This window comes from Polynucleobacter sp. MWH-Adler-W8 (assembly GCF_001889925.1).
Lineage (GTDB): Bacteria > Pseudomonadota > Gammaproteobacteria > Burkholderiales > Burkholderiaceae > Polynucleobacter.
Genome location: NZ_LZFI01000002.1, coordinates 115,440 through 139,014, shown reverse-complemented (window position 1 = coordinate 139,014; position 23,575 = coordinate 115,440). Strand labels below are relative to the sequence as shown.

Here is a 23,575-nt window from a genome sequence, read left to right as displayed (position 1 = left end):
CCGAGACTTCTCGGCTTTTTTATTGCTTAGTGTTTCTTTTATTTCTTTATTTCTTGATTTCTTGATTTTGCTTCTTTGTTTTATTTAGTGAAACAAAGGTTGCTGTGATGGTGCATCGTCTGGCATTTCAGCATGCACTGCCTCGCCTGAGCGATCTGGGAATAAAGGCGCTCCACAGTCATCACAAAGCTCTGGATCAAACAGCATTGCATGTCGGAATATATCCTCTACTCCTGCGTCATGCAAGGCATCACAAATCTTCTTAATTGGACTCTCATCATCTGACAGGTCGTTTAAAGCGTCATTTGCCACGCTTTCTCTGTCGTACAGCGGCCAAATCACTCCATACGTTACTTCGGATGAACCTTTTACACTGAACGATATTCGATACTCATCCGCCTGCTCTTCTCCAAATGCACCGACCACACAAGATAAGCCAGCCGGCAATATCCCGAGAGTGCTCTCTAAAAAATTGACTGCTGCGCGAATACTCAAAGGTCGTACATGCTTATCAGCCAAACGGCAGTTTGTGAAATACGCCTCTGGTAAGAGCAACTCAAACTCACAACCAGGGAGTAGAGATGCAATCGGCTCCTGCATAGCAGTTTGCCAACCAATCAAACTCACGCCCCGCTCTTGGCGGGCTGTTGGCTCAGCCTGCCATCGGAAAATGGGGGAGCCGCTCGGCGCACTTAAGGCGGCAATAATAAAACGCGGATCCGCTAATACGGCAATCGTTTCCGACATATTGCGCAATTCAAGCTTGACATCTTTTCCGGAAATTGCCGCAGTTGCTAATGCTTCAGTCAGCACGCGCGTTTGACAATGGGAATGCGGCATTTGATCAATGCTGTAAAGCCAAGGAACAATGGCTATGCGAGTATCAGTTGAAGCAATAGCGCTATGTAGGGCCTGAGCAGTTGACTCAATAATATTGACAGGCAATGGCCCAGATGGAATCTGATAACGAGTATGCGCAACGATAGGCATTGCTAGTAACAATACATCCCAGCCCTGCCCTTCATGTTCAACCCTCAATGACTCAGCCAAGGTTTCTGCAATGTCGGCAAGTACTTCAAAGGCTACTGTATTGATACGGAAGGTTTGATCTAGGGCGGCATCAATCACGTTTTGATTTTGACTTTTGAGCAAGCGCATTAAGCGTACGTTCAGGCGCTCTTCCCAGAAGCGATCCTCGATCTGACTGCCAGATGCGGCCAAGGAAATTGCGTCAGCTACCATCTTCTCCACTTCTGGAGAATTCCGTTGCGATGCTTTAGTGCGATGCACGGCCATTATTTTCTTTCTGCCCTTCTAAATACAGGCTTATCTACTTTCGATTCAGCGGCATAGTACTTGTAACCATCTAAATTAAAGCCCTTTAAATCAGCGGGATCAGTAATGCGATTCTCAACCACATAGCGAGCCATCAAGCCGCGGGCTCGCTTGGCATAAAAAGAAATAATCTTGTACTTACCATCCTTGGCATCCTGAAACACCGGGGAAATGACCTGGCAATCCAATTCTTTAGGTTGGAGTACCTTGAAATACTCTTCTGAAGCCAGGTTCAGTAGGACTGGCTTTTTTTGCTTTTCTAGAACCTTCTTGATGGAATCGGTTACGCGACTCCCCCAAAATGCATAAAGATCCTTACCTCTGGCGTTTTTGAATGAGGTGCCCATCTCTAAGCGATAAGGCTGCATCAAATCCAGAGGCTTCAGCGCGCCATAAAGGCCGGACAAAATTCGGATGTGATCTTGGGCAAACTCTACTGCTTTGGCATTCAGGGTTTTAACGTCAAAACCATCATAGACATCCCCATCAAAGGCATAGATCGCCGGCTTACTGTTTTCTTCTGTGAATTTTTTAGACCAATCCCGATAGCGACCGACATTCAATGTGGCCAACTGATCGGATAAACCCATCAATTTGGCAATGTCTTGCGGTGCTAGCTTCTTGAGATCAGCAATGAGCTTGGCTGATTCCGAGACAAACTCGGGCAAAGTCGGTGCCTTGACCTTGGCGGGGGTCTTGTAATCCAGGGATTTAGCAGGTGAAAGAACGATCAGCATGGCACAATTTGTTTATGTATTTTTACCATTCTAGCGACTACCGGATATATCCGCTGTAAAAGACCGATCATTACCCCTGCACTCATGAACCCGCTAGAGACACCCTCTTTTCCAAGTCGCCTACCAAAAGTTGGAACCACCATTTTTACGGTGATGTCCTCCCTGGCCGCAGAGCATCAGGCGATTAATCTTGGGCAAGGTTTTCCGGACTTTCCATGCGACAGAAAACTCATTGCTGATGTGAATGCCGCCATGTTGGCAGATCACAATCAATACCCACCTATGGCTGGAGTTGCAGAGCTTCGTCATAGCATTAGTCAGAAGATCAGCCGTTTATATAGTCACCACTACGATGCTGATACTGAAATCACAATTACTGCGGGTGGCACACAGGCCATATTTACAGCCATACTGTCTTGCGTTGGTCCTGGCGATGAAGTCATCATCATCGAACCCGCCTTTGACTGCTACCGACCTGCAATAGATTTGGCCGGAGGAAAAACGATTGCCATTTCATTGCAGGTCGTACGTGATGAGTCAGGACAAGTGGCTTCGTATCAAATTCCGTGGGATGTATTAGCAAATGCTGTCAACCCTAAAACGCGACTTATATTGATTAACACTCCACATAATCCGACTGGTATGGTGTGGGATAAATCAGATCTTAATCACCTAGCAGCCTTAGTTCGCGATACTTCCGCCTTGATACTGAGTGACGAAGTCTATGAGCATATGGTCTATGACGGCGCCAAGCACCATAGCATCTCCTCTCATCCAGAGTTAGCAGCTAGGAGCTTTCTAGTTTCCAGTTTTGGCAAGACCTATCACGTCACTGGTTGGAAAGTGGGTTATGTAGCTGCGCCATCTGCGCTAACAAAAGAGTTCCGCAAGGTACATCAGTTCAATGTATTTGCCGTCAATACCCCTATGCAATATGGCTTAGCTACTTATCTTGCAGATGAAAATCATTACTTAAATCTTCCCGCCTTTTATCAAGCTAAGCGAGATTTTTTTAGGGCTGGCTTAAGTAAAACCAAATTTAGATTGCTTCCTAGTCCCGGAAGTTATTTTCAATGCGCTGATTACTCCGCGCTGGGAATCCCTCAGGCTAAATTGAATGAGGCTGATTTTTGCAAATGGCTTACTAGTGAAGTTGGGGTAGCCGCTATTCCAGTTTCTGCTTTTTATGATCAACCTACCGAGTCTGGCGTCATTCGTTTTTGTTTTGCAAAGCAAGAGCAAACTCTCGCCAATGCTTTACAGCGCTTACAAAATTTATAGAGGAAAAAATGGCAACCCCAAAATTAAAAGAAGTGATTGATGTTTACAGTTGGCCAACCCCAAATGGCCATAAGGTGCACATCATGCTCGAAGAATGCGGCTACCGCCTAGGTCGCGACTGGATTGCTCATCCGATTGATATTGGTGCCGGCGATCAATTTGCGCCTGAATTCCTCAAGATTAGCCCTAACAATAAGATTCCAGCAATCGTTGATCCTAATGGGCCGGACGGAAAACCAATCAATATATTTGAGTCTGGCGCCATCCTTCTCTATTTAGCCGGCAAGACTGGCAAATTCTTGCCCCAAAGCACCCGCGGTAAGTACGAGGTGCTGCAATGGCTGATGTTCCAAATGGGTGGCCTTGGCCCCATGCTTGGGCAAAACCACCACTTCAGACTCTACGCACCTGAGAAAATTGAATACGCCATTAATCGTTACACCAATGAAGCCAAACGCATCTATGGAGTATTGGATGGTCAACTGAAAGATAATCCTTATATTGCAGGCAAAACTTATTCCATTGCTGATATTGCGATTTATCCATGGACTCGTAATTGGAAAAATCAAGGCATTGAAATCAATGATTACCCACATTTCAAAAAATGGTTTGAAAAGATTGGGGCACGGCCAGCAGTAATACGTGGCTGTGAAGTGTTAACCGCATTACGTAAACCCTTGCACGATGACAAGGCTAGAGAGCAATTATTTGGTTCCACCCAGTATCAAAAGAGGAAATAAGATGAGTATTCAATCAGTAGGCGTCATTGGTGCGGGCACTATGGGCAATGGGATTGCACAAGTGTGTGCGGTTGCAGGCCTTGATGTCGTGATGGTTGATATTAATGAGGCAGCAGTACAACGTGGTCTTGAACAAATCAGCAAGGGCTTGGATCGTCTTGTCAAAAAAGAAAAGTTAACTATTGAAGCAAAGGAAGCTGCACTCAAACGTATTAAAGGAAGCACTTCTTATACTGACTTCAAAGGCTTGGGATTGGTGATTGAAGCTGCAACCGAGAACCAAGCAATTAAAGAAAAGATTCTCAAGCAAGTAGACGAGGTCGTGAGCAAAGACACCATCATTGCCACCAACACCTCATCCCTATCGATTACCAAACTAGCGGCACTTGACTCAAACCCTGCCCGCTTTATTGGAATGCACTTCTTTAACCCGCCACCCCTGATGGCATTGGTGGAAGTGATTCGCGGCCTGCAAACTAGTGATGCAACTCATGCCGCCATTATTGAAATGGCAAAGCGCGTTGGCAAAGAGCCGATCACCGTTAAAAACTCACCAGGCTTTGTGGTGAACCGCATTTTGCTACCAATGATCAATGAGGCTTTCTTTGTTTTATCGGAAGGTCTTGCTAGCCCAGAAGATATTGATGCTGGCATGAAGTTGGGCTGCAATCAACCGATTGGCCCACTAGCCTTAGCAGATCTCATTGGATTAGATACGTGCTTAGCGGTAATGGAAGTGTATTTTGAAAACTTCAGCGACTCTAAATACCGCCCTTGCCCGTTGCTTCGTGAAATGGTTGCCGCTGGATACCTCGGTCGCAAAACAGGTCGCGGTGTATACACCTACGATAAATAATTTCATTTACAACTCCTTAACCTAGATATCTCCATCGTGAACCCCATCCCACCCTTAGTTCGCAAACTTGGCTATGCCGGTCTTATTCCATTTATTGGGCTAGCCCTCATGGTGCAATTAGCACCAACCCCCGTGAATTATTTAAGCGCTGAATCTTTAGCAGGTTATGGTGCCGTGATTACTTCCTTTATGGGGGCTTTGCATTGGGGTGCCAATTTACATCTTCTAGGTAAGGCACCTGCTGGTGATCGCTGGGAAGACTGTAATGCATGGATCTGGGGTGTCATCCCCGCTTTAGTGGCTTGGTTAGCGCTTCATATTTATATTCCAGTAGGCTTACTTATTTTGGCTTCTACCCTGATCATTCAGCGCAATATTGATCAGAACACCTATCAATATTATTTTGCCGACGAAGCCGCCCGCTCTGCTTTTATGACCATGCGCAATCGCTTAACCTATGTTGCAGCAGCCTGCCTCACCTGGGCATCCTTAGTTATTCTCTTTATTCAAGCCTGATGCAATGAGCAGTCTTTTTGATAGCGCACCGCCTCCACCCCTAGCAGAGGCACTGCGCCCAAAAACGATTGAAGAGGTGATTGGACAAGCGCATTTATTGGCAAGTGGTAAACCACTCAATCTAGCATTTGCCTCCGGCAAGCCTCACTCGATGATTTTGTGGGGGCCTCCAGGGGTTGGCAAGACTACGCTAGCGCGTCTCTCCGCCAAAGCATTTGATCGTGAGTTCATTGCGATCTCTGCAGTCCTAGCGGGCGTTAAAGAAATCCGGGAATCCATTGAGCAAGCCCAACAAAATATGGCTCAGTACGGCAAGCAAACGATTTTATTTGTTGACGAGATCCATCGCTTCAATAAAAGCCAGCAAGATGCCCTGCTGCCCCATGTGGAGTCTGGTTTATTCACCTTTATTGGTGCCACTACCGAAAACCCATCATTTGAAGTGAACTCTGCGCTCTTGTCGCGTGCTCAAGTCTATGTCTTGAAATCACTCACTCCCGAGGATCTGAAATTACTCTTTGATCGAGCCCATCAGCACGCGATGCCCGATGTGCAATTTGAATCAACAGCAATCGATACCCTGATTTCTAACGCTGATGGTGATGCGCGACGCCTTCTCAATTTAGTTGAACAAGTGCGCAATGCGGTCCTCACACCAAATGCGGAAGTAAAAATCGTTGATCAGAAATTTATAGAGAATGCACTGAGTGCTCAAGCGCGGCGTTTTGATAAAGGTGGTGATCACTTTTACGATCAAATCTCCGCTCTACACAAATCCGTTCGCGGATCCAACCCCGATGCGGCCTTATATTGGTTTTGCCGCATGCTAGATGGCGGCGCCGATCCCCGTTACTTAGCCAGACGCATTATTCGGATGGCTTGGGAGGATATTGGCCTAGCTGATCCAAGAGCCATGCAATTGGCTAACGATGCGGCCCAAACCTATGAAAGACTAGGATCCCCTGAGGGTGAGTTGGCTCTTGGGCAAGCAGTGGTTTATCTAGCTATAGCCTCAAAGAGCAATGCAAGCTACAACGCTTTTAATGCTGCTCGCGCTTATGTAGCAAACGATCAATCCAAACCCGTTCCGAATCATCTGCGCAACGCACCAACAAAACTGATGAAAGAGCTTGGACATGGAAAAGAATATCGCTATGCCCATGATGAGCCGCATGGCTATGCCGCTGGTGAAACTTATCTTCCAGAAGGTATGAAGGAGCCACATTGGTACGAGCCAGTGGAGCGTGGCCTAGAGTCGCAGATCAAAGAAAAGCTAGCGTTCTTAAAAAAGCTTGATGAAGAGCACAAGAAGAAATAAGGCGATATGAGTACAAAGATTGAAGCTACTTTTTATTACGATATTGTTTCGCCGTTTGCTTATCTGTATATCAAGCAAAGACAGCGCCTTGACAGCAAGCTAGAAATTACACCTGTCCCGATTTTGCTGGGCGGCCTCCTGCGGGCAGCTGAGAACAAAGGTCCAGGAGAAGTTGCAGCAAAACGCCCACACACCTATCAGTTTTGCGTGTGGCAGGCGGAGAAGTTAGGCATTCCTTTTCGCTTTCCAGAACACCACCCTTTTATGACGATTGCTGCACAACGTCTTCTCGTTGAACGGAATGCCGAGTGGGTGATGGTTGAGCGTGCTTTTGATTATGTTTGGATGGAAGGGAAAGACCCCAACCTATCTTGGCCAGACTTTTGTAGCTATTTAGGGCTCTCCGCAGACACACCTAAACCTGAAAATCCAGAAGTGAAGGCAAAGCTGATCGCTAATACCAATCAAGCAAAAGCCGATGGCGCCTTTGGAGTGCCCGCCCTGATAGTGAATCAACATTGCTTTTGGGGTGTTGACACTATTGACTGGACACTGGATTACCTTGCAAGGCCTGGCATGTTTGATGAGGCTTCCTATGCTTATGCCGGAAATGTTCCCAATGGTCTAGGCTAAGAGATCATTTAACCATCCGGCGGTCTTGGGCAATACAATCAAATACAAACTATTTTTATCTTATTTAAGGAGTTCTTATGCGTAAGCTATTTGCCGCCCTTGTTGTTGCTGTTTCTTGTTTTACTAGTCAAGCAGCATTTGCAGGCCCTAAGGTTGAATTCAAAACTACGATGGGTAACTTCGTCGTTGAATTAGATGATGTAAAAGCACCCAAGAGCACTGCTAACTTTTTGAACTACGTCAAGAGCGGTTTCTATAACGGCACTATTTTTCATCGTGTGATTGATGGCTTCATGATTCAAGGTGGCGGCTTTACGCCGGATTTGGTTCAAAAGCCAACTGATTCCCCAGTGGTTTCTGAAGCGCAAAATGGCTTGAAGAATAATGTTTACACGATTGCGATGGCTCGCACATCTGATCCAGATTCTGCAACTTCGCAGTTCTTTATTAACGTGAAAGACAATGCGGCGCTCGACTACCCTAATGCGATGGGTAATGGCTATACCGTGTTTGGAAAAGTGATCTCTGGCACACAAACCATAGATGCCATTCGCAAAGTACCAACCATGGTTGCTCCAGCCCCACGCATGGGCAGAATGTCTGATGTTCCTACTAAGACTGTCATCATCGAATCTGCAACGATTCTGAAGTAAGTAGAAATTGCCAGGTAAGCCGCGATGATTTTGCTCGATGATGCGCAAAGCACCGCGGCCTTACCCACCAGTCGCCAATATGAAAATGCACTGCAATACTGGCGTGTTCTTCCAAGCGGCAATCATGCGGTAGATTTAACCGCCACCCAGCAGTGTCTTACTGAAATTTCTGCCGCGCTTGCTAAGGGCGAATTTATTGTTGCTGCCTTTGCTTACGAGTTAGGTAGGCAAATTCATCATCTACCTGAGCGAATCAATCACTCAGATCATCACCACCCCCTCATTGAAGCCTGGTCTTTTGCAGAATTCAAAAAACTGTCTAAACAGGATGTCGATAATTTCATTACTCAGAGGCTGGCTTCGCTAGATCTAGCTCAAGCAAGCGCCGGAGTAATGGATGTTCGGCAATCCTTGAACGAGGAGCAATTTACTGCCGATATTGCAGCGATACAGGAATACATCCGCAGCGGTGATAGTTACCAGATTAATCATACCTATCGAATCACAGGCAAGACTTATGGCGCTCCACTCGCCTTATATAGCCGCTTAAGGGATCGCCAGCCTGGGCGCTTTGGTGCTTTTATTGAGCATGAGGGCAACTTTTTACTGTCCCAATCGCCTGAACTATTTATTGCGCGAGATGGCGACACGATAAAAGCTATGCCAATGAAGGGTACTGCAAGTGCCCTATCCACTATTGCGAGCGCCTTATCGGATGACCCAAAGAATCAAGCTGAGAATGTCATGATTGTTGACTTGCTACGCAATGATCTCAGTCGCATCTCTCTTCCAGGTACGGTACTAGTACCCAATCTATTTGAAGTGGCAAGACATGGTGATGTGTTGCAAATGACTTCCACAGTGCAGGGTCAGATCAAACCTGAGATTTCTTTATTCGATATTTTCAAAGCGGTATTTCCATGTGGCTCTGTTACAGGGGCCCCTAAAAAGCGTAGTATGGAAATTATTCAAGAACTAGAACCCGAAGATCGCGGCTACTATTGCGGCGCCTTAGGCTGGCTTGACCCCAATGGGAACCTTGCCTTTAGTGTTCCCATCCGTACCGTGGAAATTACGCAAGATCACGACTCTCATGCCTCAAGCTTCACCCTAGGGGTTGGCGCTGGAATCACCAATGACTCAGATGCAGGCCAAGAATGGCAAGAGTGCCGCATTAAATCTGCGTTCCTAATGGATCTTCCAAGCGCTACAGGCTTATTTGAAACCATTGCGGTTGTGAATAGTGAGCCCCAGAGATTGCATGCTCACTTACACCGTCTGTCTGCATCTGCTGCAGCTTTAAGAATCCCTTTTCAACTTGAGACTGCCAAGAAATTGATTTCAAGCGCTTGTGCATCGCTTGATAAGAGCTTGTCATATCGATTAAGAATAGACCTCACGCCTACTGGTGAACTATTGGTTACAACTGCTGCAATGGATTTAATCAATGAACCAGTCAAAATATTCTGGGCTAAAAATATCCTTCAAGGTGATGTGACGATGTTCTCTGGGGATGCTTTACTGCGTCACAAAATTAGCAATCGATCCCTTTATGACCAAGCTTGGCAAGAAGCCGTGAAGTTAGGTGGATTTGATGCCTTATTTATCAATGAACAAGGCTTTATCACTGAGGGCGGGAGAACTAGCATTTTTGTTAAACCTCAAGGTAGCTCTGAATGGCTTACGCCACCAGTATCGGCGGGTCTCTTGCCTGGGGTAATGCGTACCGGCCTACTTGCAGACCCCGCCCTAAATGCCCGTGAAGCCAACCTGACTATTAATGATGTTTCAATGGCAGATGAGATTATGCTTAGTAATGCATTACGCGGCGCTATCAAAGCCCATTTTTAGAAAGTCGGTATGAAGTATTGCTCTAATTGCGCCTCTATATTAACTATCAAAATTCCAGCAGATGATTCCCGTGAACGCCATGTCTGTGAAGCGTGCGGCAGCATTCATTATCAAAATCCTCGCAACGTAGTCGGAAGTATTCCGGTATACGGCAAGCAAGTTCTCTTATGTCGTCGTGCGATTGAACCTCGTCATGGCTTTTGGACTTTGCCTGCAGGCTTTATGGAGTTAGGTGAAAGCACTAGCCACGGCGCAGCTCGCGAGACTCTGGAAGAGGCTGGTGCCGCCGTGGAAATTGGACCACTCTATTCTTTACTGAATGTGCCCCATGCAGAACAGGTTCACCTATTTTATTTAGCTACGATGGCAAATCCAGAATTTTCTGCAGGTGAAGAAAGTCTTGAGGTAGCCCTTTTCCATGAGCATGAGATTCCATGGGATGAACTGGCCTTTCCCACTGTTAAGCAGACCCTTGAATGGTTTTTTGCAGACCGCGCTGCTGGCAACTTAGATGCTGGTAAGGAATTTCATGTGCGCAGTCGTGACGTTTTGCCATCCGAACGAATTTGAGTCGACATGGGTCAGATAGCTTGGCTAGGGCCCAACGACCCTTTCCCAAATCCACTGCTTGAGGCGGATCCTGATCCTAGCGTTCCTGGGCTCATTGCCGTCAGTGAGCAGATATATTCTGGTCAACTAGCTCGCGCCTATCAACAAGGTATTTTTCCCTGGTACTCGGATAACCAACCTATTCTTTGGTGGTCGCCGGACCCTAGAATGGTATTAAAGCCCAGCGCCTTTAAATGTAGTGAGTCTTTGCAAAAGAATATTCGACTCTTTTGTCAAAGCACGCAATCACAGATATTGGTTGATACCGATTTTGGCGCAGTCATACGCTCCTGCGCCACGAGTACTCGCAAAGATCAGGATGGTACTTGGATTACCCATGAAATCATTGATGCCTACACCGCACTTCACGAAGCAGGCAATGCCCATAGTATTGCCGTAATTGAAGATGGCCAGCTTACTGGCGGACTCTATTGCGTTGCCTTTGGAGGAATGGTATTTGGTGAATCTATGTTCAGCCGTAAGACCAATGCATCAAAAATCGCCTTAGCAGCCCTGAGTGCATGGTGCCTGATGAATGAAGTCCAGATGATCGACTGCCAGCAAGAAACGGCTCACCTATTGTCCTTAGGTGCTACCCCAATACCCAGGCAGGTCTTTTTAGAGCAACTGCAAATATCCTTAAATCAAACTAAGATTGAGAGATCCTGGACTTTTGACAAAGCAATCTTGCATCACTGGTTATGACTCAGCTTAAAGAACTTCCCCTAACCACCCTGCAGTTCTATGCAACTGCTCCCTATGCTTGTAGCTACCTGCCCAATAAAATAGCTCGCTCACAAGTAGCTACACCATCGCATCTGATTCATGCGGATGTGTATAACGATTTACTCAACGCAGGCTTTCGACGTAGTGGTTTGTATACCTATCGACCATATTGCGACGAATGCAAAGCCTGTATTTCTACACGTATTTTGGTGGATCAATTTACGCCTTCTCGCAGCCAGCGCCGCGCTCAGAAAAAACACTCTGATCTTCAGGCCTCCGTCCTCAATCTAGGTTACCAAGAGGAACATTACCAACTCTATCAACGTTATCAAACTGAGCGACACGCAGGTGGTGATATGGATAGCGATGATCAAGATCAATACATGCAGTTCTTATTACAAAGCCGAGTGAACTCCCGTATTGTGGAGTTTCGGGATGGTCCGCTTGACACGCACCCCGGTCGATTGCGCATGGTGAGCATGATTGATATTCTGGAACAGGGAATCTCCTCTGTTTATACCTTTTACGACACCACAAGCTCTGCGGCTAGTTATGGTAGCTATAGCATTCTGTGGCAAATTGAACAAGCTCGCATATTGGGTTTGCCTTACCTTTACCTTGGCTACTACATCAAGGAAAGCGACAAGATGTCGTATAAGGTGAAATATCAACCTATGGAAGGTTTGATTGACGATCACTGGCAAGAGCTCCCTGAGTCATAATATCTATCCATGATCGATCGTTACTCCCTCCTCCGCCCCTGGCTGTTTTCTATAGACCCAGAAAAGGCGCACAACCTCACCTTAAGCAATATGGACCGTGCGCAGCGCTGGGGTTTATTGGAGCGTTTAGTAAGCAAGCCCATTAACGATCCACAAACGCTCAGTGACATTGATTTTCCTAATCCAGTTGGATTAGCAGCAGGCTTAGATAAAGATGGCAAGCATATCGATGCGCTCGCTGCATTGGGATTTGGATTTTTAGAAATCGGTACAGTCACGCCACGGCCACAACCGGGCAATCCTAAGCCACGCATGTTTCGTTTACCGCAAGCTCAGGGCATCATTAATCGCATGGGCTTTAATAACGATGGCGTTGATGCCTGCGTTGCCAGAGTGCGTCGCTCTCAGTTTTGGCAAAGTGGTGGTGTACTTGGTTTAAATATTGGCAAGAATGCCAGCACCCCGATTGAAGAGGCTTCTCGAGATTACATCCTGGCGATGGAAGCCGTTTATGAAATCTCTACCTATATCACCGTCAACATTTCTTCTCCGAATACCAAAAATCTACGCGCCTTACAAGGCGAAGAAATGCTCCGCGAATTATTGGGAAGTCTTGATGAAGCCAGAAAGCGCTTAAGCGATCGTTACGGTGTACGCAAACCACTCTTTTTGAAAATTGCACCCGATCTAGACCATAGCGACATTAATCTCATCGCCGATCTCCTGCTCGAGTTTGGCATTGATGCTGTGATCGCTACCAATACAACCATCTCTCGCGATGCAGTCAAGGGAATGGAGTTTGGTGAAGAGGCTGGCGGCTTATCTGGCGCGCCCGTGCGAAATGCCTCTAATATTGTCATCAAAGCTTTAAAAGCCAGATTGGGTAATCAACTACCCATCATCGGCGTGGGCGGCATCATGAGTGGCGCAGATGCCCGTGAAAAGATCATGGCAGGTGCAAGCTTAGTACAACTCTATAGCGGCTTGATTTATCGAGGCCCTGACTTAGTAAAAGAGTGCGCCACCGCTTTAAGGCAAGCCTAAAAGAGCCTTAATCCCCTGTTTCCCCATAAAACGGGATATTTTCAGCGGATGCCTTTGTAAAATAGGATTTCATAATATGCAATTTCGTCTGAAATCGCTACAATGGGGCCTATGAACATCAGCAAGACCATCAAAACCCCCAAATCTACCGGCGAGGTTGGCAAGACAGCCATCCAGGTAGTGGAGCGCATGATGAATTTGCTAGACGCTCTTGCTGAGCAAGAAGAATCCAGCAGCCTGAAGAATCTCGCAGAGACAACTGGTCTGCACCCTTCCACTGCCCACCGAATTTTGAATGACCTCGTTGCTTGCCGATTGGTTGAGCGTGGCGATGGTGGCACCTATCGCCTTGGCTTAAAACTTTTAGAGCTGGGTAATTTAGTGAAGGCACGCTTATCCGTGCGTGAGGCCGCTCAACTACCGATGCGTACTCTGCATAAGCTCACTGGTGAAACCGTTAACCTATCCGTACGTCAAGGCGATGAAATCGTCTATGTTGATCGCGCATATAGCGAACGCTCAGGCATGCAGGTAGTTCGTGCCATTGGTGGTCGCGCCCCTTTGCATCTCACCTCAGTTGGCAAACTCTTCCTCGCAAGCGACGATCCCGGACAAGTACGCGCCTATGTCACTCGCACAGGTTTATCTGGACACACTCGTAACAGCATTACCGAATTGGGCAAACTCGAAACCGAACTCAATCACGTGCGTAAGGTGGGTAATGCTCGCGATGACGAAGAACTAGAGTTAGGCGTGAGCTGTTTAGCTGCAGCCATTCTTGATGACACCGGGAAATTGGTTGCTGGCCTCTCTTTGAGCGCCCCAACGGATCGCATTCAGGCCGATTGGCTCCGCGCCCTTCAAGAGACTGCCCTACAGATATCCAAAGGCATGGGTTTTAAACCCAAATCTGCCGAGCCAGGCTCAGCAGCTTAATTAAGCAGTTACATCAAGCGACGAATGGGTTGCGCGCCAGATGGCATGCGCTCGTACCAATCGCGCACCCGCACTGCATCGGCAAAACGGGATTGCGTTCCTACAGAATCCAAAAAGACCAATAGCAATGGTGTGTTGTTTACTCTTGCCTGCATGACTAAACATCGACCTGCAGCGTTAATGAAGCCCGTCTTCTGCAATCCAATATCCATATCCCCGGAACGCACCAAACGGTTTGTGTTCAAAAACTTTTGTGGGCGATTGGCAATGACCATAGTTAAATCTGGCCAGGTTGAGAACTCACGAATGGTTTTGTACTGATAGGCGGCATTGAGCATGCGTGTGAGATCTTCTGCCGAAGCAACATTCTCACTAGTCAGTCCAGTGGGATCCTCAAAGTGAGAGTGCTCCATGCCGAGATCTTTTGCCTTACGGTTCATGGCAGCAATAAATGCGGGTAGGCCGCCGGGATAGTTTCTGGCTAAGGTATATGCAGCGCGGTTCTCAGAGGACATCAAAGCCAAATGCAGCGCATCTTCTCGGGTAAGTGAGGTGCCTTCAGCCAAACGAGAGTGCCGATAAATATGCGCGTCTTCAGCATTAATGACAATGACATCATCCATTGGCAATTTTGCATCGAGTGTCACCATGGCAGTCATGAGCTTGGTGATAGAGGCAATGGGCAAACTGACGGAAGGATTCTTCTCGTAATAGACTTCCTTCGTGTCTTGATTGACCACCATCACTACAGCGGATTTAAGATTGAGCTCATCGCGCTGACCACGCAAACCTAATGCAGTAGCTAATGATGGAGGTCCTGCAACTACGGGTGCAGATGATCTAGTAACAGTGACGCGGACAGTCTTGGCTCTTTTGGGTGACTTAGTCACCACTTTTGTTGACTTTGCTTGCTTCTGCTTATCTTTTGTTGCGGCCTGAACAGGTGCGTTACCCAGCACTCCCATTGAAAAGAGCAATGCAATAACTAGGGGCCAAAATCGATTCAAACGCATCCCAAAATACCTTCCAAAACTTTCAACATACGGAATGATAATTAATTTCCGAAGACAAAGCGGTTTTATTCGCCCCAATCCAGATAATTTATCCCACCAAATGACTACCCTACTCGGCAATCGTCGCTACTGTATTAGTCTGACGGGCATTCACCAGCACCACGCCAGTCATTGTCAAACACAAACCTACCGCCATCAGCAATGTAAATGGCTCATCAAATAAGAGCCAAGCCATCGCAGCAGTAGTCGGCGGCACTAAATAAAGAAAGCTGGTGACTTTAGTGGCAGCACCCTTGCGAATCATCATAAATAGCAAACTAATTGATCCAATTGACAGGGGGAAGATGGCCCATAGCAAGGCGCCAATAACAGATGGATTCCAAACCATTACGCCAGACTCAAAGAAATACATACAAAAGAAACACAACACTGCCGATACCCCAAACTGAATAGAGGATCCAGCACGCAGATCAAATACGGGGCAGAATTTCTTCTGATATAGGGTGCCAAAGGTAATAGATAGAAGTGCAATAAATGCCAAAACATAACTAACAAATGGAATGTGGTTAAAGCCAATCTTCTCGGCAACCACCAACGCAACACCCGCAAACCCGAAGCCTAGACCTATCCATTGACCTGAGCTGACCTTCTCAGAAATCCAAGCAGCAAACCAGGCCGTAACGATGGGTTGCAGACCAACAATAATGGCCACTAATCCTGCTGTCATTCCCAGACGCACAGCAAACCAAACGCCGAGCAAATAGCCAAACTGCAGCAAGATCCCTGCAATGGCGATGTGCTTGATTTGAGACCAACTAGGCCAGGTGATTCTCCACACAAGGCTGAGCGCTGCCATAGCCGCTAACACCCCTACAAAACGCCAAAATAGGAAGGTGGCTGGCTCTACATATGGCATTGCCATACGCGCAATCACAAAGCCAGTACTCCAAATGAGGACAAAGATCGGTGCAATGGCGTTATCAAGCGAAAGCTTCATGGGTAACTTACTGAAAATATTGAGATTTCTTACTGAGCTCCTAATTTTAGGCTCTTTTCTCATTTGAACCCTTGATCTACATGGCAAGCCATTTATGCTGCAACGCAACATCTATGCCATACAATGGTGCAAAGAGAGTACATTAGGTAAAAGGCGAAGATCAAAATATTCAAAACAGTTAAACGGAAAGAGATGCAGATGAACTTAACTCCAGAACAAATTGCAGCCGCACAAAAAGCAAACTTAGAGACTTTGAGTGGCTTAACCAATCAAGCTTTGCAAAGCATTGAAAGGTTGGTTGAGCTCAATATGCATATTGCCAAACAAAGCTTGAGCGATAGCATGAATAGCGCCAAGAAAGCACTGGAAGTGAAAGATATTCAACAGCTGCTAGCCCATCAAGCCGAAGCAGTGCAACCAATGGCAGAAAAAATTATGGCCTATAGCCGTCATTTATATGAGTTGGCCCATGAGACACAAAACAGCTTTACACAATCCGCTGAAAAAGAATTCCAAGCTGGCCAAAAGAAAATGAACTCTTTAGTAGAAGAGTGGACAAAAAATGCACCGGCCGGATCAGATGCAGCTATGCAAGCAATGAAGCAAGCAATTGCTTCTGCAAACAATGTATTTGAAACTAGTCAAAAAGCAGTTAAGCACGCAGTTGAAGTTGCACAAACCAATCTTAGTGGCGCAACAGAAACTGCATTGAAGACTGCAGAGAAAGCTAGCAAGGCAACGAAGAAGAAATAATTCTGAGCGAGTGTCTTGACTGCGAAAGCCCCGGTTGCTCGGGGCTTTTTTACATACATTCGTTAGCGCAATTTATCCTTTAAAAACATGCCCTACCCAGCGTACTTTTATACTAATTTCTTCGAATGACTAAAAACCTCAATAGAGACGAGTTACTTTCCCTCGCCAAGTCTTTTGACCCCAAAGATAAATGTCCAGACTGCCTATCGCTGAGCTGTGAAGGCTGGGAAAGTATCCCGGGCGGTTTCATGACAAATTCCCTGGAGTGCGTTGGAACTCTGAGAGTCGAAGATGCTCCGGAATGCTGGGAGGAAGACCTTCTTAAGGGAATGACTATCTGGTCTACGGATGCCCCTATTTCTACCGCCTTCCATCCATACAATAAATCTGATGTATTTGAATGCAAGCATTGTGGTGCTAAATACCTTCGATATACGGAATGCGGGGGCTACTATGTGGATGAACGTATTCGTGAGCTCAATGCCAAACTGATTTCATAGAATCCATCTTCATAGATGCTGAGATGCAAAAGCCCCGATTACTCGGGGCTTTTGCATTTACACTTTAAGCGCTACTTAAGATTTCTTTTTCACTGGCGGCAAATCAGTGCAATGGCCGTGAGCTGCTTCAGCCGCAAGACCTACAGACTCACCCAGTGTTGGGTGGGGATGAATTGTTTTACCAATATCCACTGCATCAGCACCCATCTCAATAGCCAAACACACCTCACCGATTAAATCGCCAGCGTGTGTTCCCACAATTCCGCCACCAATAATGCGATGGGTCGTAGCGTCAAAAATGAGTTTTGTGAAACCTTCATCACGTCCATTAGCGATCGCGCGACCACTAGCTGCCCATGGGAATAAACCTTTCTCATAAGCGATGCCTTGAGCCTTGCATTGTTCTTCTGTTAAACCAGCCCAAGCTACCTCGGGATCGGTATAGGCAACAGATGGAATTTGCTTCGCATCGAAGTAAGATTTTTCACCAGCAGCAGCTTCCGCAGCAACGTGACCTTCATGGACCGCCTTATGTGCCAACATCGGCTGACCGACTAAGTCACCAATCGCAAAAATATTAGAAACGTTGGTACGCATTTGTTTGTCAACAGGAATAAAGCCACGTTCATCTACCTGCACACCTGCTTTACCGGCATCAATCTTTTTGCCATTCGGAGTACGTCCCACTGCAACCAATACCAAGTCATAAGTTTGTGGTTCAGCTGGTGCGTTCTCACCTTCAAAAGAAACTTGAATTCCGTCAGACTTAACTTCTGCCTTAGAAGCACGAGTCTTAAGCATGATCTTTTCAAAACGTCCGGCATTGAACTTCTCCCAGACCTTTTCTAAATCACGATCGGCACCTGCCATCAAACCATCCATCATCTCGGCGATATCAATGCGTGAACCGAGTGTGCTGTAAACCGTAGCCATCTCTAGGCCAATAATGCCACCGCCAATAACGAGCATCCGCTTTGGAATACTCTTGAGTAATAAAGCACCAGTGCTATCTACAATGCGTGGATCTTCAGGCAGGAAAGGTAACTTCACTGGCTGACTACCCGCAGCGATGATTGCCTTCTGAAAGCGCACCACTTCTTTTTGACCAGTGAGATCCTGACCAGCACCATCAGTTAACTCTACCTCGACATGGTTTGCATCTAAAAATTTACCTAGACCACGCACCACTTTTACTTTACGAGCCTTTGCCATACCAGCAAGACCACCGGTCAATTTGGCAATGACGGACTCTTTGTAACCGCGCAATTGATCAATCTCAATCTTCGGTGCTCCAAAAGTAATGCCGTGCTTAGCCATGGTCTTGACTTCGTCCATGACTGAGGTGGTGTGCAGCAATGCTTTAGATGGAATACACCCAACGTTTAAGCAAACCCCGCCCAAAGTAGGATAGCGCTCCACTAAAACAGTATTCATACCCAAGTCTGCACTACGAAACGCTGCGCTGTAACCACCAGGGCCAGCACCGAGCACTAACACTTCACACTCATGATCTACTTTGCCGCTGTACTGCCCCGCTACTAGGGCGGGGGCAATAGCAGCAGGTGCAGCTGGAGCAGCAGGTTTTGCTGCTGGAGCCGCCTGAGGTGCAGGCGCCGCACCACTCGCTTCAATTTCAGCAATTACAGAACCTTTACTGACTTTCTCTCCAAGCTTGACTGCAATACTAGTAACAATTCCTGCAGCATCGGCTGGGATTTCCATGGTTGCTTTATCGGACTCAAGAACTAATAGCGGCTGCTCTTTTTCAATCACGTCGCCTACTTTAACCAGCACTTCAATGACCGGTAAATCTGCATAGTCACCAATATCCGGCACAAGGATCATTTGCTTAGCCATAGATCCCCCTTACAGACTAGCGCGACGGAAGTCGGCCAAGAGCTGAGCAATGTACACATTGAAGCGGGTAGCTAAAGCACCATCAATCACGCGGTGATCTGCAGAGAGAGACAATGGGCAAATGAGGCGTGGCACAAACTGCTTACCATCCCACACTGGCTTCATAGCTGCCTTGCTCACGCCCATAATCGCCACTTCAGGAGCATTCACGATTGGGGAGAAATACGTTCCTCCGATACCACCTAGTGATGAGATCGTGAAGCTAGCGCCTTGCATTTGATCTGGCTTTAACTTGCCATCGCGAGCGAGTGCCGCCAAGTCAGAAGTTTCTTTCGCCAACTCAAAGATGCCTTTCTTATCGGCATCTTTAATGACCGGTACAACCAGTCCAGTTGGAGTATCTGCGGCAAATCCAATATTGAAGTATTTCTTCAAAATCAGATCATCACCATCCAAAGAGCTATTGAACTCTGGATATTTTTTCAATGCAGCGACTGCAGCCTTCATTAAGAAAGCCAGCATCGTAATCTTGACGCCCTTCTTCTCATTCTCTTTATTGGTGAGAACGCGGAATGCCTCTAAATCAGTGATGTCAGCATCTTCGTGATAAGTCACGGCTGGGATCATCACCCAGTTACGGCCCAAATTGGCTGCAGTAAGTTTCTTAATACGATTGAGTGGTTGACGCTCGATCTCACCAAACTTTGTGAAATCAACCTTCGGCCAAGGAATCAGATTCAAACCACTTAAGCTGCCGCCACTAGAAGCAGCAGCAGGACTACCCGCACCACCACTCATAGCTGCCTTCACAAAGGCTTGGACGTCTTCCTGAGTAATGCGACCTTTAGGGCCAGATCCTTTAACTTGCGTAATAGTGACACCAAGCTCACGCGCAAACTTACGCACAGATGGACTTGCATGACTTACTGAGTCGTCGACTGGCGGAGGAGTATTGCTGATAGGAGGTGGTGCGGGTGCGCGCGCAATCGGAGGCTCTACCGCTTTAATTGCTGGCGCGGCTGGTGCAGCTGCAGGAGTAGACACAGAAGTCGATACGCCAGATGCCCCACCTTCCAAGATCACAACTACCGATCCTTCCGATAAGTTATCGCCTACCTTTACCTTAACTTCTTTGACGATGCCTGAGTGCGAAGAAGGAACATCCATGGTGGCTTTATCAGACTCCAGCACAACGATGGATTGCTCTTTCTCAATCTTGTCACCGGCTTTAACCAAGACTTCGATCACTGGTACATCTTTATAGTCGCCGATATCCGGGACTTTGATTTCGATGAGGGATCCGCCGCTGGCAGCTGCTACTGGCGCAGGAGCGCTTGCTGCTGCTGTCGCTGGTGCAGAAGTTGTTGCTGCCGCGCCCTCTTCTAAGGTAATTACAAGGGACCCCTCAGAAAGGTTATCGCCCACTTTGACTTTGACTTCTTTCACAATGCCAGAGTGTGATGAGGGAACATCCATGGTGGCTTTATCAGACTCCAGCACCACGATGGATTGCTCTTTCTCAACTTTGTCGCCAGGCTTAACCAAGACTTCAATGACTGGTACATCTTTATAGTCGCCGATATCAGGGACTTTGATTTCAATTATTTGACTCATAGTATTTGTCTCTTATCAAACCGTCATTGGGTTTGGTTTAGTAGTATCGATGTTGTACTTCTTGATCGCCTCAGCCAACTTAGAGCGATCAAGCTGACCAGCGTCAACCAAAGATCTCAAGGCAGTGAGAACAACCCAACGACGATCTACTTCAAAGAAGTCACGGAGTTTTTCACGAGTATCAGAACGACCAAAGCCATCAGTACCCAATACTTCATAACGGCGACCCATATGCTGAATTGCTGGACGAATCTGCTCAGCAAATAGACGAACATAGTCGGTAGCAGCAACGATTGGGCCTGTAGTATCTTTCAGGCATTTTTCTACGTGAGATAAGGCGGGTGCAGCAGTTGGGTTTAATAAATTGCTACGGTGAACTGCAGTCCAATCGCGGCCTAGCTCAGTAAAGCTTGGGCAACCCCACAAGTCAGAGGCAACACCCCAGTCTTTATGGAGAATCTCCGCAGCTTCAATCACTTCACGGAAGATCGTTCCCGAACCTAAGAGTTGTACACGCAATTTTGCCTTGTCATCACCAACAGACTTGAGCTTATACATACCCTTGATGATGTCATTCTCCGCACCCTTAGGCATTGCGGGGTGTGAATAGTTTTCATTCATCAAAGTAACGTAGTAGTAAACATCTTCCTGAACTTCCAACATACGACGCATACCATCCTGAATGACTACGGCCAATTCAAATGAGAAGGTTGGGTCATAGCTGATGCAGTTGGGAACCGCACCACTCCACAAATGACTATGGCCATCTTCGTGCTGTAAGCCTTCGCCGTTCAAGGTAGTTCTACCAGCTGTACCACCTAGCAAGAAACCACGGCTACGCATATCTCCTGCGGCCCAAGCTAAGTCACCGATACGCTGGAAACCAAACATGGAATAGAAGATATAGAAAGGCAACATGGGTACACCATGGGTGGAATAAGAAGTCGCAGCAGCGATCCAGTCGCACATACCGCCGGCTTCATTAATACCTTCTTGCAGAATTTGACCTGTCTTGTCCTCTTTGTAGAACATCAATTGATCATGATCTTCTGGTGTGTAAAGTTGGCCTAATTGATTCCAGATTCCTAATTGGCGGAACATGCCTTCCATACCAAAGGTGCGGGACTCGTCAGGAACAATCGGTACCACCCGTTTACCCAACACCTTATCGCGCACTACTGTATTGAGTATGCGCACAAATGCCATAGTTGTAGAAATCTCACGGCCTTCAGTAGTTGCCTCAAGCAATGGAGCAAATACTTCTAAAGCGGGAACTGGCAAGCTCTCCGCTTTAGTGCGACGTTGCGGCAAGTAACCACCCAACTCTTGACGACGCGCCTTCATGTACTCTAATTCCGGGCTACCTTCGGCAAACTTGACCAAAGGCATTTCGTCCAACTCTTCATCTTTAACGGGAATCTCAAAGCGATCACGGAAGCGACGCACATCGTCATCGTTCATCTTCTTCGCTTGGTGGGCAATATTCATCGCCTCACCTGAGCCGCCCATGCCATAACCTTTAATGGTGTGGGCTAGGATCACTGTAGGTTGATTCTTGTGATTTACTGCCGCATGGAATGCTGCATAAACTTTATGGGGATCATGGCCACCGCGATTCAGTTGCCAAATTTCATCATCACTCCAGTCACTTACTAAAGCCTTTAATTCTGGAGTATTGAAAACGATCTCGCGAACGTAGCTGCCGTTCTTAGACTTCATAGTCTGATACTGGCCGTCAACGATCTCGCCTAAGCGTTGCATCAAAATACCTTTTTTGTCGCGCGCAAAGAGAGCGTCCCACTGACCGCCCCACACTACTTTGATCACATTCCAGCCGGCACCGCGGAACTCGCTCTCAAGCTCTTGAATGATGCTGCCGTTGCCGCGCACTGGTCCGTCTAGACGCTGCAAGTTACAGTTAATTACGAAAATCAGGTTATCGAGTTTTTCACGACCGGCCATACCAATCGCACCCAAGGATTCTGGTTCGTCGGTTTCGCCATCGCCCAAGAATGCCCAAACTTTACGGCCTTGCTCTTGAATGAAGCCGCGGTCTGTTAGGTACTTCATAAAGCGCGCTTGGTAAATCGCCATGATCGGGCCCAAGCCCATCGATACGGTTGGGAACTGCCAGAAGTCTGGCATCAACCAAGGATGTGGATAACTAGAGATGCCTTTACCGCCAACTTCTTGGCGGAAGTTGTTGAGCTGACCTTCTTCGAGACGGCCCAACATATAAGCACGTGCATAGACGCCGGGAGCAGAGTGCCCTTGAACAAATATCAAATCGCCACCATTCTCAGGCGACGGTGCGTGCCAGAAATGATTAAAGCCAACGTCATACAAAGTAGCTGCAGACTGGAACGATGAAATGTGTCCACCAACGTTCGTGTCTTTGTTCGCACGAAGCACCATCGCCATGGCATTCCAGCGAGTGTATGAACGAATACGATGCTCCACATTTTGATCGCCAGGCAAACGCGCTTGATTTTCAACAGGAATAGTATTGATATAAGGAGTCTCAGCATGGAATGGCTGCACCACTCCGTTTACACGAGCATGAGAAATTTGTTGATCGATGAGATAGGCAGCTCTCTCAGGACCTTCGTTACGAATCACGCCATCGAGCGCTTGTAACCATTCCTGTGTCTCACCAGGATCCGCATCCTGAGTGTTCTGTTTACCTAATACTTGGTCTGGAACTGCTGCCATCTTTTGTCTCCATTAAATAGTGCTTAATTTGTCATCAACTCTATAGGCAATATTCTAGGAAGGTATATGGGTGTAAACAAGCAATTTTCCACATAATGATAATATTTCTCATAATGTGGTATTTTATTGCGGTGCAAATAAGAAGCTAAATAGTGGGCAGAATTGGCTATAT

The 23,575-nt window shown here is 46.9% G+C and carries 22 protein-coding genes; 15 read left to right on the top strand and 7 right to left on the bottom strand.

All coding sequences use genetic code 11. The features are described from left to right. Positions 1–84: 84 nt before the first annotated feature. Together AOC28_RS01475 and yaaA are read right to left on the bottom strand one after the other, a co-directional pair. Positions 85–1,296 carry a DUF2863 family protein gene (locus tag AOC28_RS01475; protein ID WP_072582232.1) on the bottom strand — a complete coding sequence of 404 codons (1,212 nt, stop codon included), beginning with the start codon at positions 1,294–1,296 and terminating at the stop codon, positions 85–87. Further along, entirely contained in the window at positions 1,296–2,072 is a 777-nt protein-coding gene (yaaA, locus tag AOC28_RS01470) for a peroxide stress protein YaaA (protein ID WP_072582231.1), read from the bottom strand. The genes AOC28_RS01475 and yaaA overlap by 1 nt, the downstream gene beginning before the upstream one ends. An 84-nt stretch (positions 2,073–2,156) precedes the next feature. Here yaaA and AOC28_RS01465 point away from each other — a divergent pair, with 84 nt between their 5' ends. The 13 genes from AOC28_RS01465 (at position 2,157) to AOC28_RS01405 (ending at position 13,957) form a co-directional block, all read left to right on the top strand. Continuing rightward, positions 2,157–3,353: a pyridoxal phosphate-dependent aminotransferase gene (locus AOC28_RS01465; RefSeq protein WP_072582230.1), complete on the top strand. Its 1,197-nt coding sequence runs from the start codon at positions 2,157–2,159 to the stop codon at positions 3,351–3,353. A 32-nt stretch (positions 3,354–3,385) separates the two neighbouring features. Beyond that, positions 3,386–4,093, top strand: a complete 708-nt coding sequence (locus AOC28_RS01460; RefSeq protein WP_192846844.1) for a glutathione binding-like protein — start codon at positions 3,386–3,388, stop codon at positions 4,091–4,093. Between the two features lies 1 nt (position 4,094). Beyond that, complete coding sequence (locus AOC28_RS01455; protein ID WP_072582228.1) at positions 4,095–4,949, top strand: 3-hydroxybutyryl-CoA dehydrogenase; 855 nt, start codon at positions 4,095–4,097, stop codon at positions 4,947–4,949. A 36-nt stretch (positions 4,950–4,985) separates the two neighbouring features. After that, positions 4,986–5,465, top strand: a complete 480-nt coding sequence (locus AOC28_RS01450) for a DUF3429 domain-containing protein (RefSeq protein WP_072582227.1) — start codon at positions 4,986–4,988, stop codon at positions 5,463–5,465. A gap of 4 nt (positions 5,466–5,469) precedes the next feature. Then, positions 5,470–6,783: a replication-associated recombination protein A gene (locus AOC28_RS01445; protein ID WP_072582226.1), complete on the top strand. Its 1,314-nt coding sequence runs from the start codon at positions 5,470–5,472 to the stop codon at positions 6,781–6,783. Positions 6,784–6,789: 6 nt separating this feature from the next. Further along, positions 6,790–7,416, top strand: a complete 627-nt coding sequence (locus AOC28_RS01440) for a DsbA family protein (protein ID WP_072582225.1) — start codon at positions 6,790–6,792, stop codon at positions 7,414–7,416. A 77-nt stretch (positions 7,417–7,493) separates the two neighbouring features. Further along, positions 7,494–8,069 (top strand): peptidylprolyl isomerase, encoded by a 576-nt coding sequence (locus tag AOC28_RS01435; protein WP_072582224.1) that lies wholly within the window; start codon positions 7,494–7,496, stop codon positions 8,067–8,069. A 24-nt stretch (positions 8,070–8,093) separates the two neighbouring features. Continuing rightward, complete coding sequence (locus tag AOC28_RS01430; RefSeq protein WP_072582223.1) at positions 8,094–9,920, top strand: bifunctional anthranilate synthase component I family protein/class IV aminotransferase; 1,827 nt, start codon at positions 8,094–8,096, stop codon at positions 9,918–9,920. Positions 9,921–9,929: 9 nt separating this feature from the next. Continuing rightward, positions 9,930–10,490: an NUDIX hydrolase gene (locus AOC28_RS01425; RefSeq protein ID WP_072582222.1), complete on the top strand. Its 561-nt coding sequence runs from the start codon at positions 9,930–9,932 to the stop codon at positions 10,488–10,490. A 6-nt stretch (positions 10,491–10,496) separates the two neighbouring features. Then, a complete protein-coding gene (aat, locus tag AOC28_RS01420; protein WP_072582221.1) occupies positions 10,497–11,234 on the top strand; it encodes a leucyl/phenylalanyl-tRNA--protein transferase in 738 nt (245 codons plus the stop codon). Further along, a complete protein-coding gene (locus tag AOC28_RS01415; protein WP_072582220.1) occupies positions 11,231–11,977 on the top strand; it encodes an arginyltransferase in 747 nt (248 codons plus the stop codon). Before aat ends, AOC28_RS01415 begins: the two co-directional genes overlap by 4 nt. A 9-nt stretch (positions 11,978–11,986) precedes the next feature. After that, positions 11,987–13,021 (top strand): quinone-dependent dihydroorotate dehydrogenase, encoded by a 1,035-nt coding sequence (locus AOC28_RS01410; protein WP_072582219.1) that lies wholly within the window; start codon positions 11,987–11,989, stop codon positions 13,019–13,021. A gap of 102 nt (positions 13,022–13,123) precedes the next feature. After that, positions 13,124–13,957: an IclR family transcriptional regulator gene (locus tag AOC28_RS01405; protein ID WP_083564200.1), complete on the top strand. Its 834-nt coding sequence runs from the start codon at positions 13,124–13,126 to the stop codon at positions 13,955–13,957. 8 nt (positions 13,958–13,965) lie between these two features. Here AOC28_RS01405 and AOC28_RS01400 read toward each other — a convergent pair whose 3' ends face one another. Together AOC28_RS01400 and AOC28_RS01395 are read right to left on the bottom strand one after the other, a co-directional pair. Next, positions 13,966–14,970 (bottom strand): serine hydrolase, encoded by a 1,005-nt coding sequence (locus AOC28_RS01400; RefSeq protein WP_072582217.1) that lies wholly within the window; start codon positions 14,968–14,970, stop codon positions 13,966–13,968. A 109-nt stretch (positions 14,971–15,079) separates the two neighbouring features. Then, positions 15,080–15,967 carry a DMT family transporter gene (locus AOC28_RS01395; RefSeq protein ID WP_072582545.1) on the bottom strand — a complete coding sequence of 296 codons (888 nt, stop codon included), beginning with the start codon at positions 15,965–15,967 and terminating at the stop codon, positions 15,080–15,082. 198 nt (positions 15,968–16,165) lie between these two features. On the opposite strand from AOC28_RS01395, the gene AOC28_RS01390 reads away from it, so the two are divergent. Then, entirely contained in the window at positions 16,166–16,720 is a 555-nt protein-coding gene (locus AOC28_RS01390) for a phasin family protein (protein WP_072582216.1), read from the top strand. A gap of 248 nt (positions 16,721–16,968) precedes the next feature. Continuing rightward, the gene (locus AOC28_RS01385; RefSeq protein WP_143143854.1) at positions 16,969–17,220 is read left to right on the top strand and encodes a hypothetical protein; all 252 of its coding nucleotides are present in this window, start codon (positions 16,969–16,971) and stop codon (positions 17,218–17,220) included. 75 nt (positions 17,221–17,295) lie between these two features. Here AOC28_RS01385 and lpdA read toward each other — a convergent pair whose 3' ends face one another. Genes lpdA through aceE form a run of 3 tightly spaced genes read right to left on the bottom strand, consistent with a single transcriptional unit; the run spans position 17,296 to position 23,403 of the window. Continuing rightward, a complete protein-coding gene (lpdA, locus tag AOC28_RS01380; protein WP_072582214.1) occupies positions 17,296–19,077 on the bottom strand; it encodes a dihydrolipoyl dehydrogenase in 1,782 nt (593 codons plus the stop codon). 9 nt (positions 19,078–19,086) lie between these two features. Beyond that, positions 19,087–20,691, bottom strand: a complete 1,605-nt coding sequence (gene aceF / locus AOC28_RS01375) for a dihydrolipoyllysine-residue acetyltransferase (RefSeq protein ID WP_072582213.1) — start codon at positions 20,689–20,691, stop codon at positions 19,087–19,089. Between the two features lie 15 nt (positions 20,692–20,706). Then, positions 20,707–23,403: a pyruvate dehydrogenase (acetyl-transferring), homodimeric type gene (gene aceE / locus AOC28_RS01370; protein WP_072582212.1), complete on the bottom strand. Its 2,697-nt coding sequence runs from the start codon at positions 23,401–23,403 to the stop codon at positions 20,707–20,709. Between the last annotated feature and the right edge of the window lie 172 nt (positions 23,404–23,575).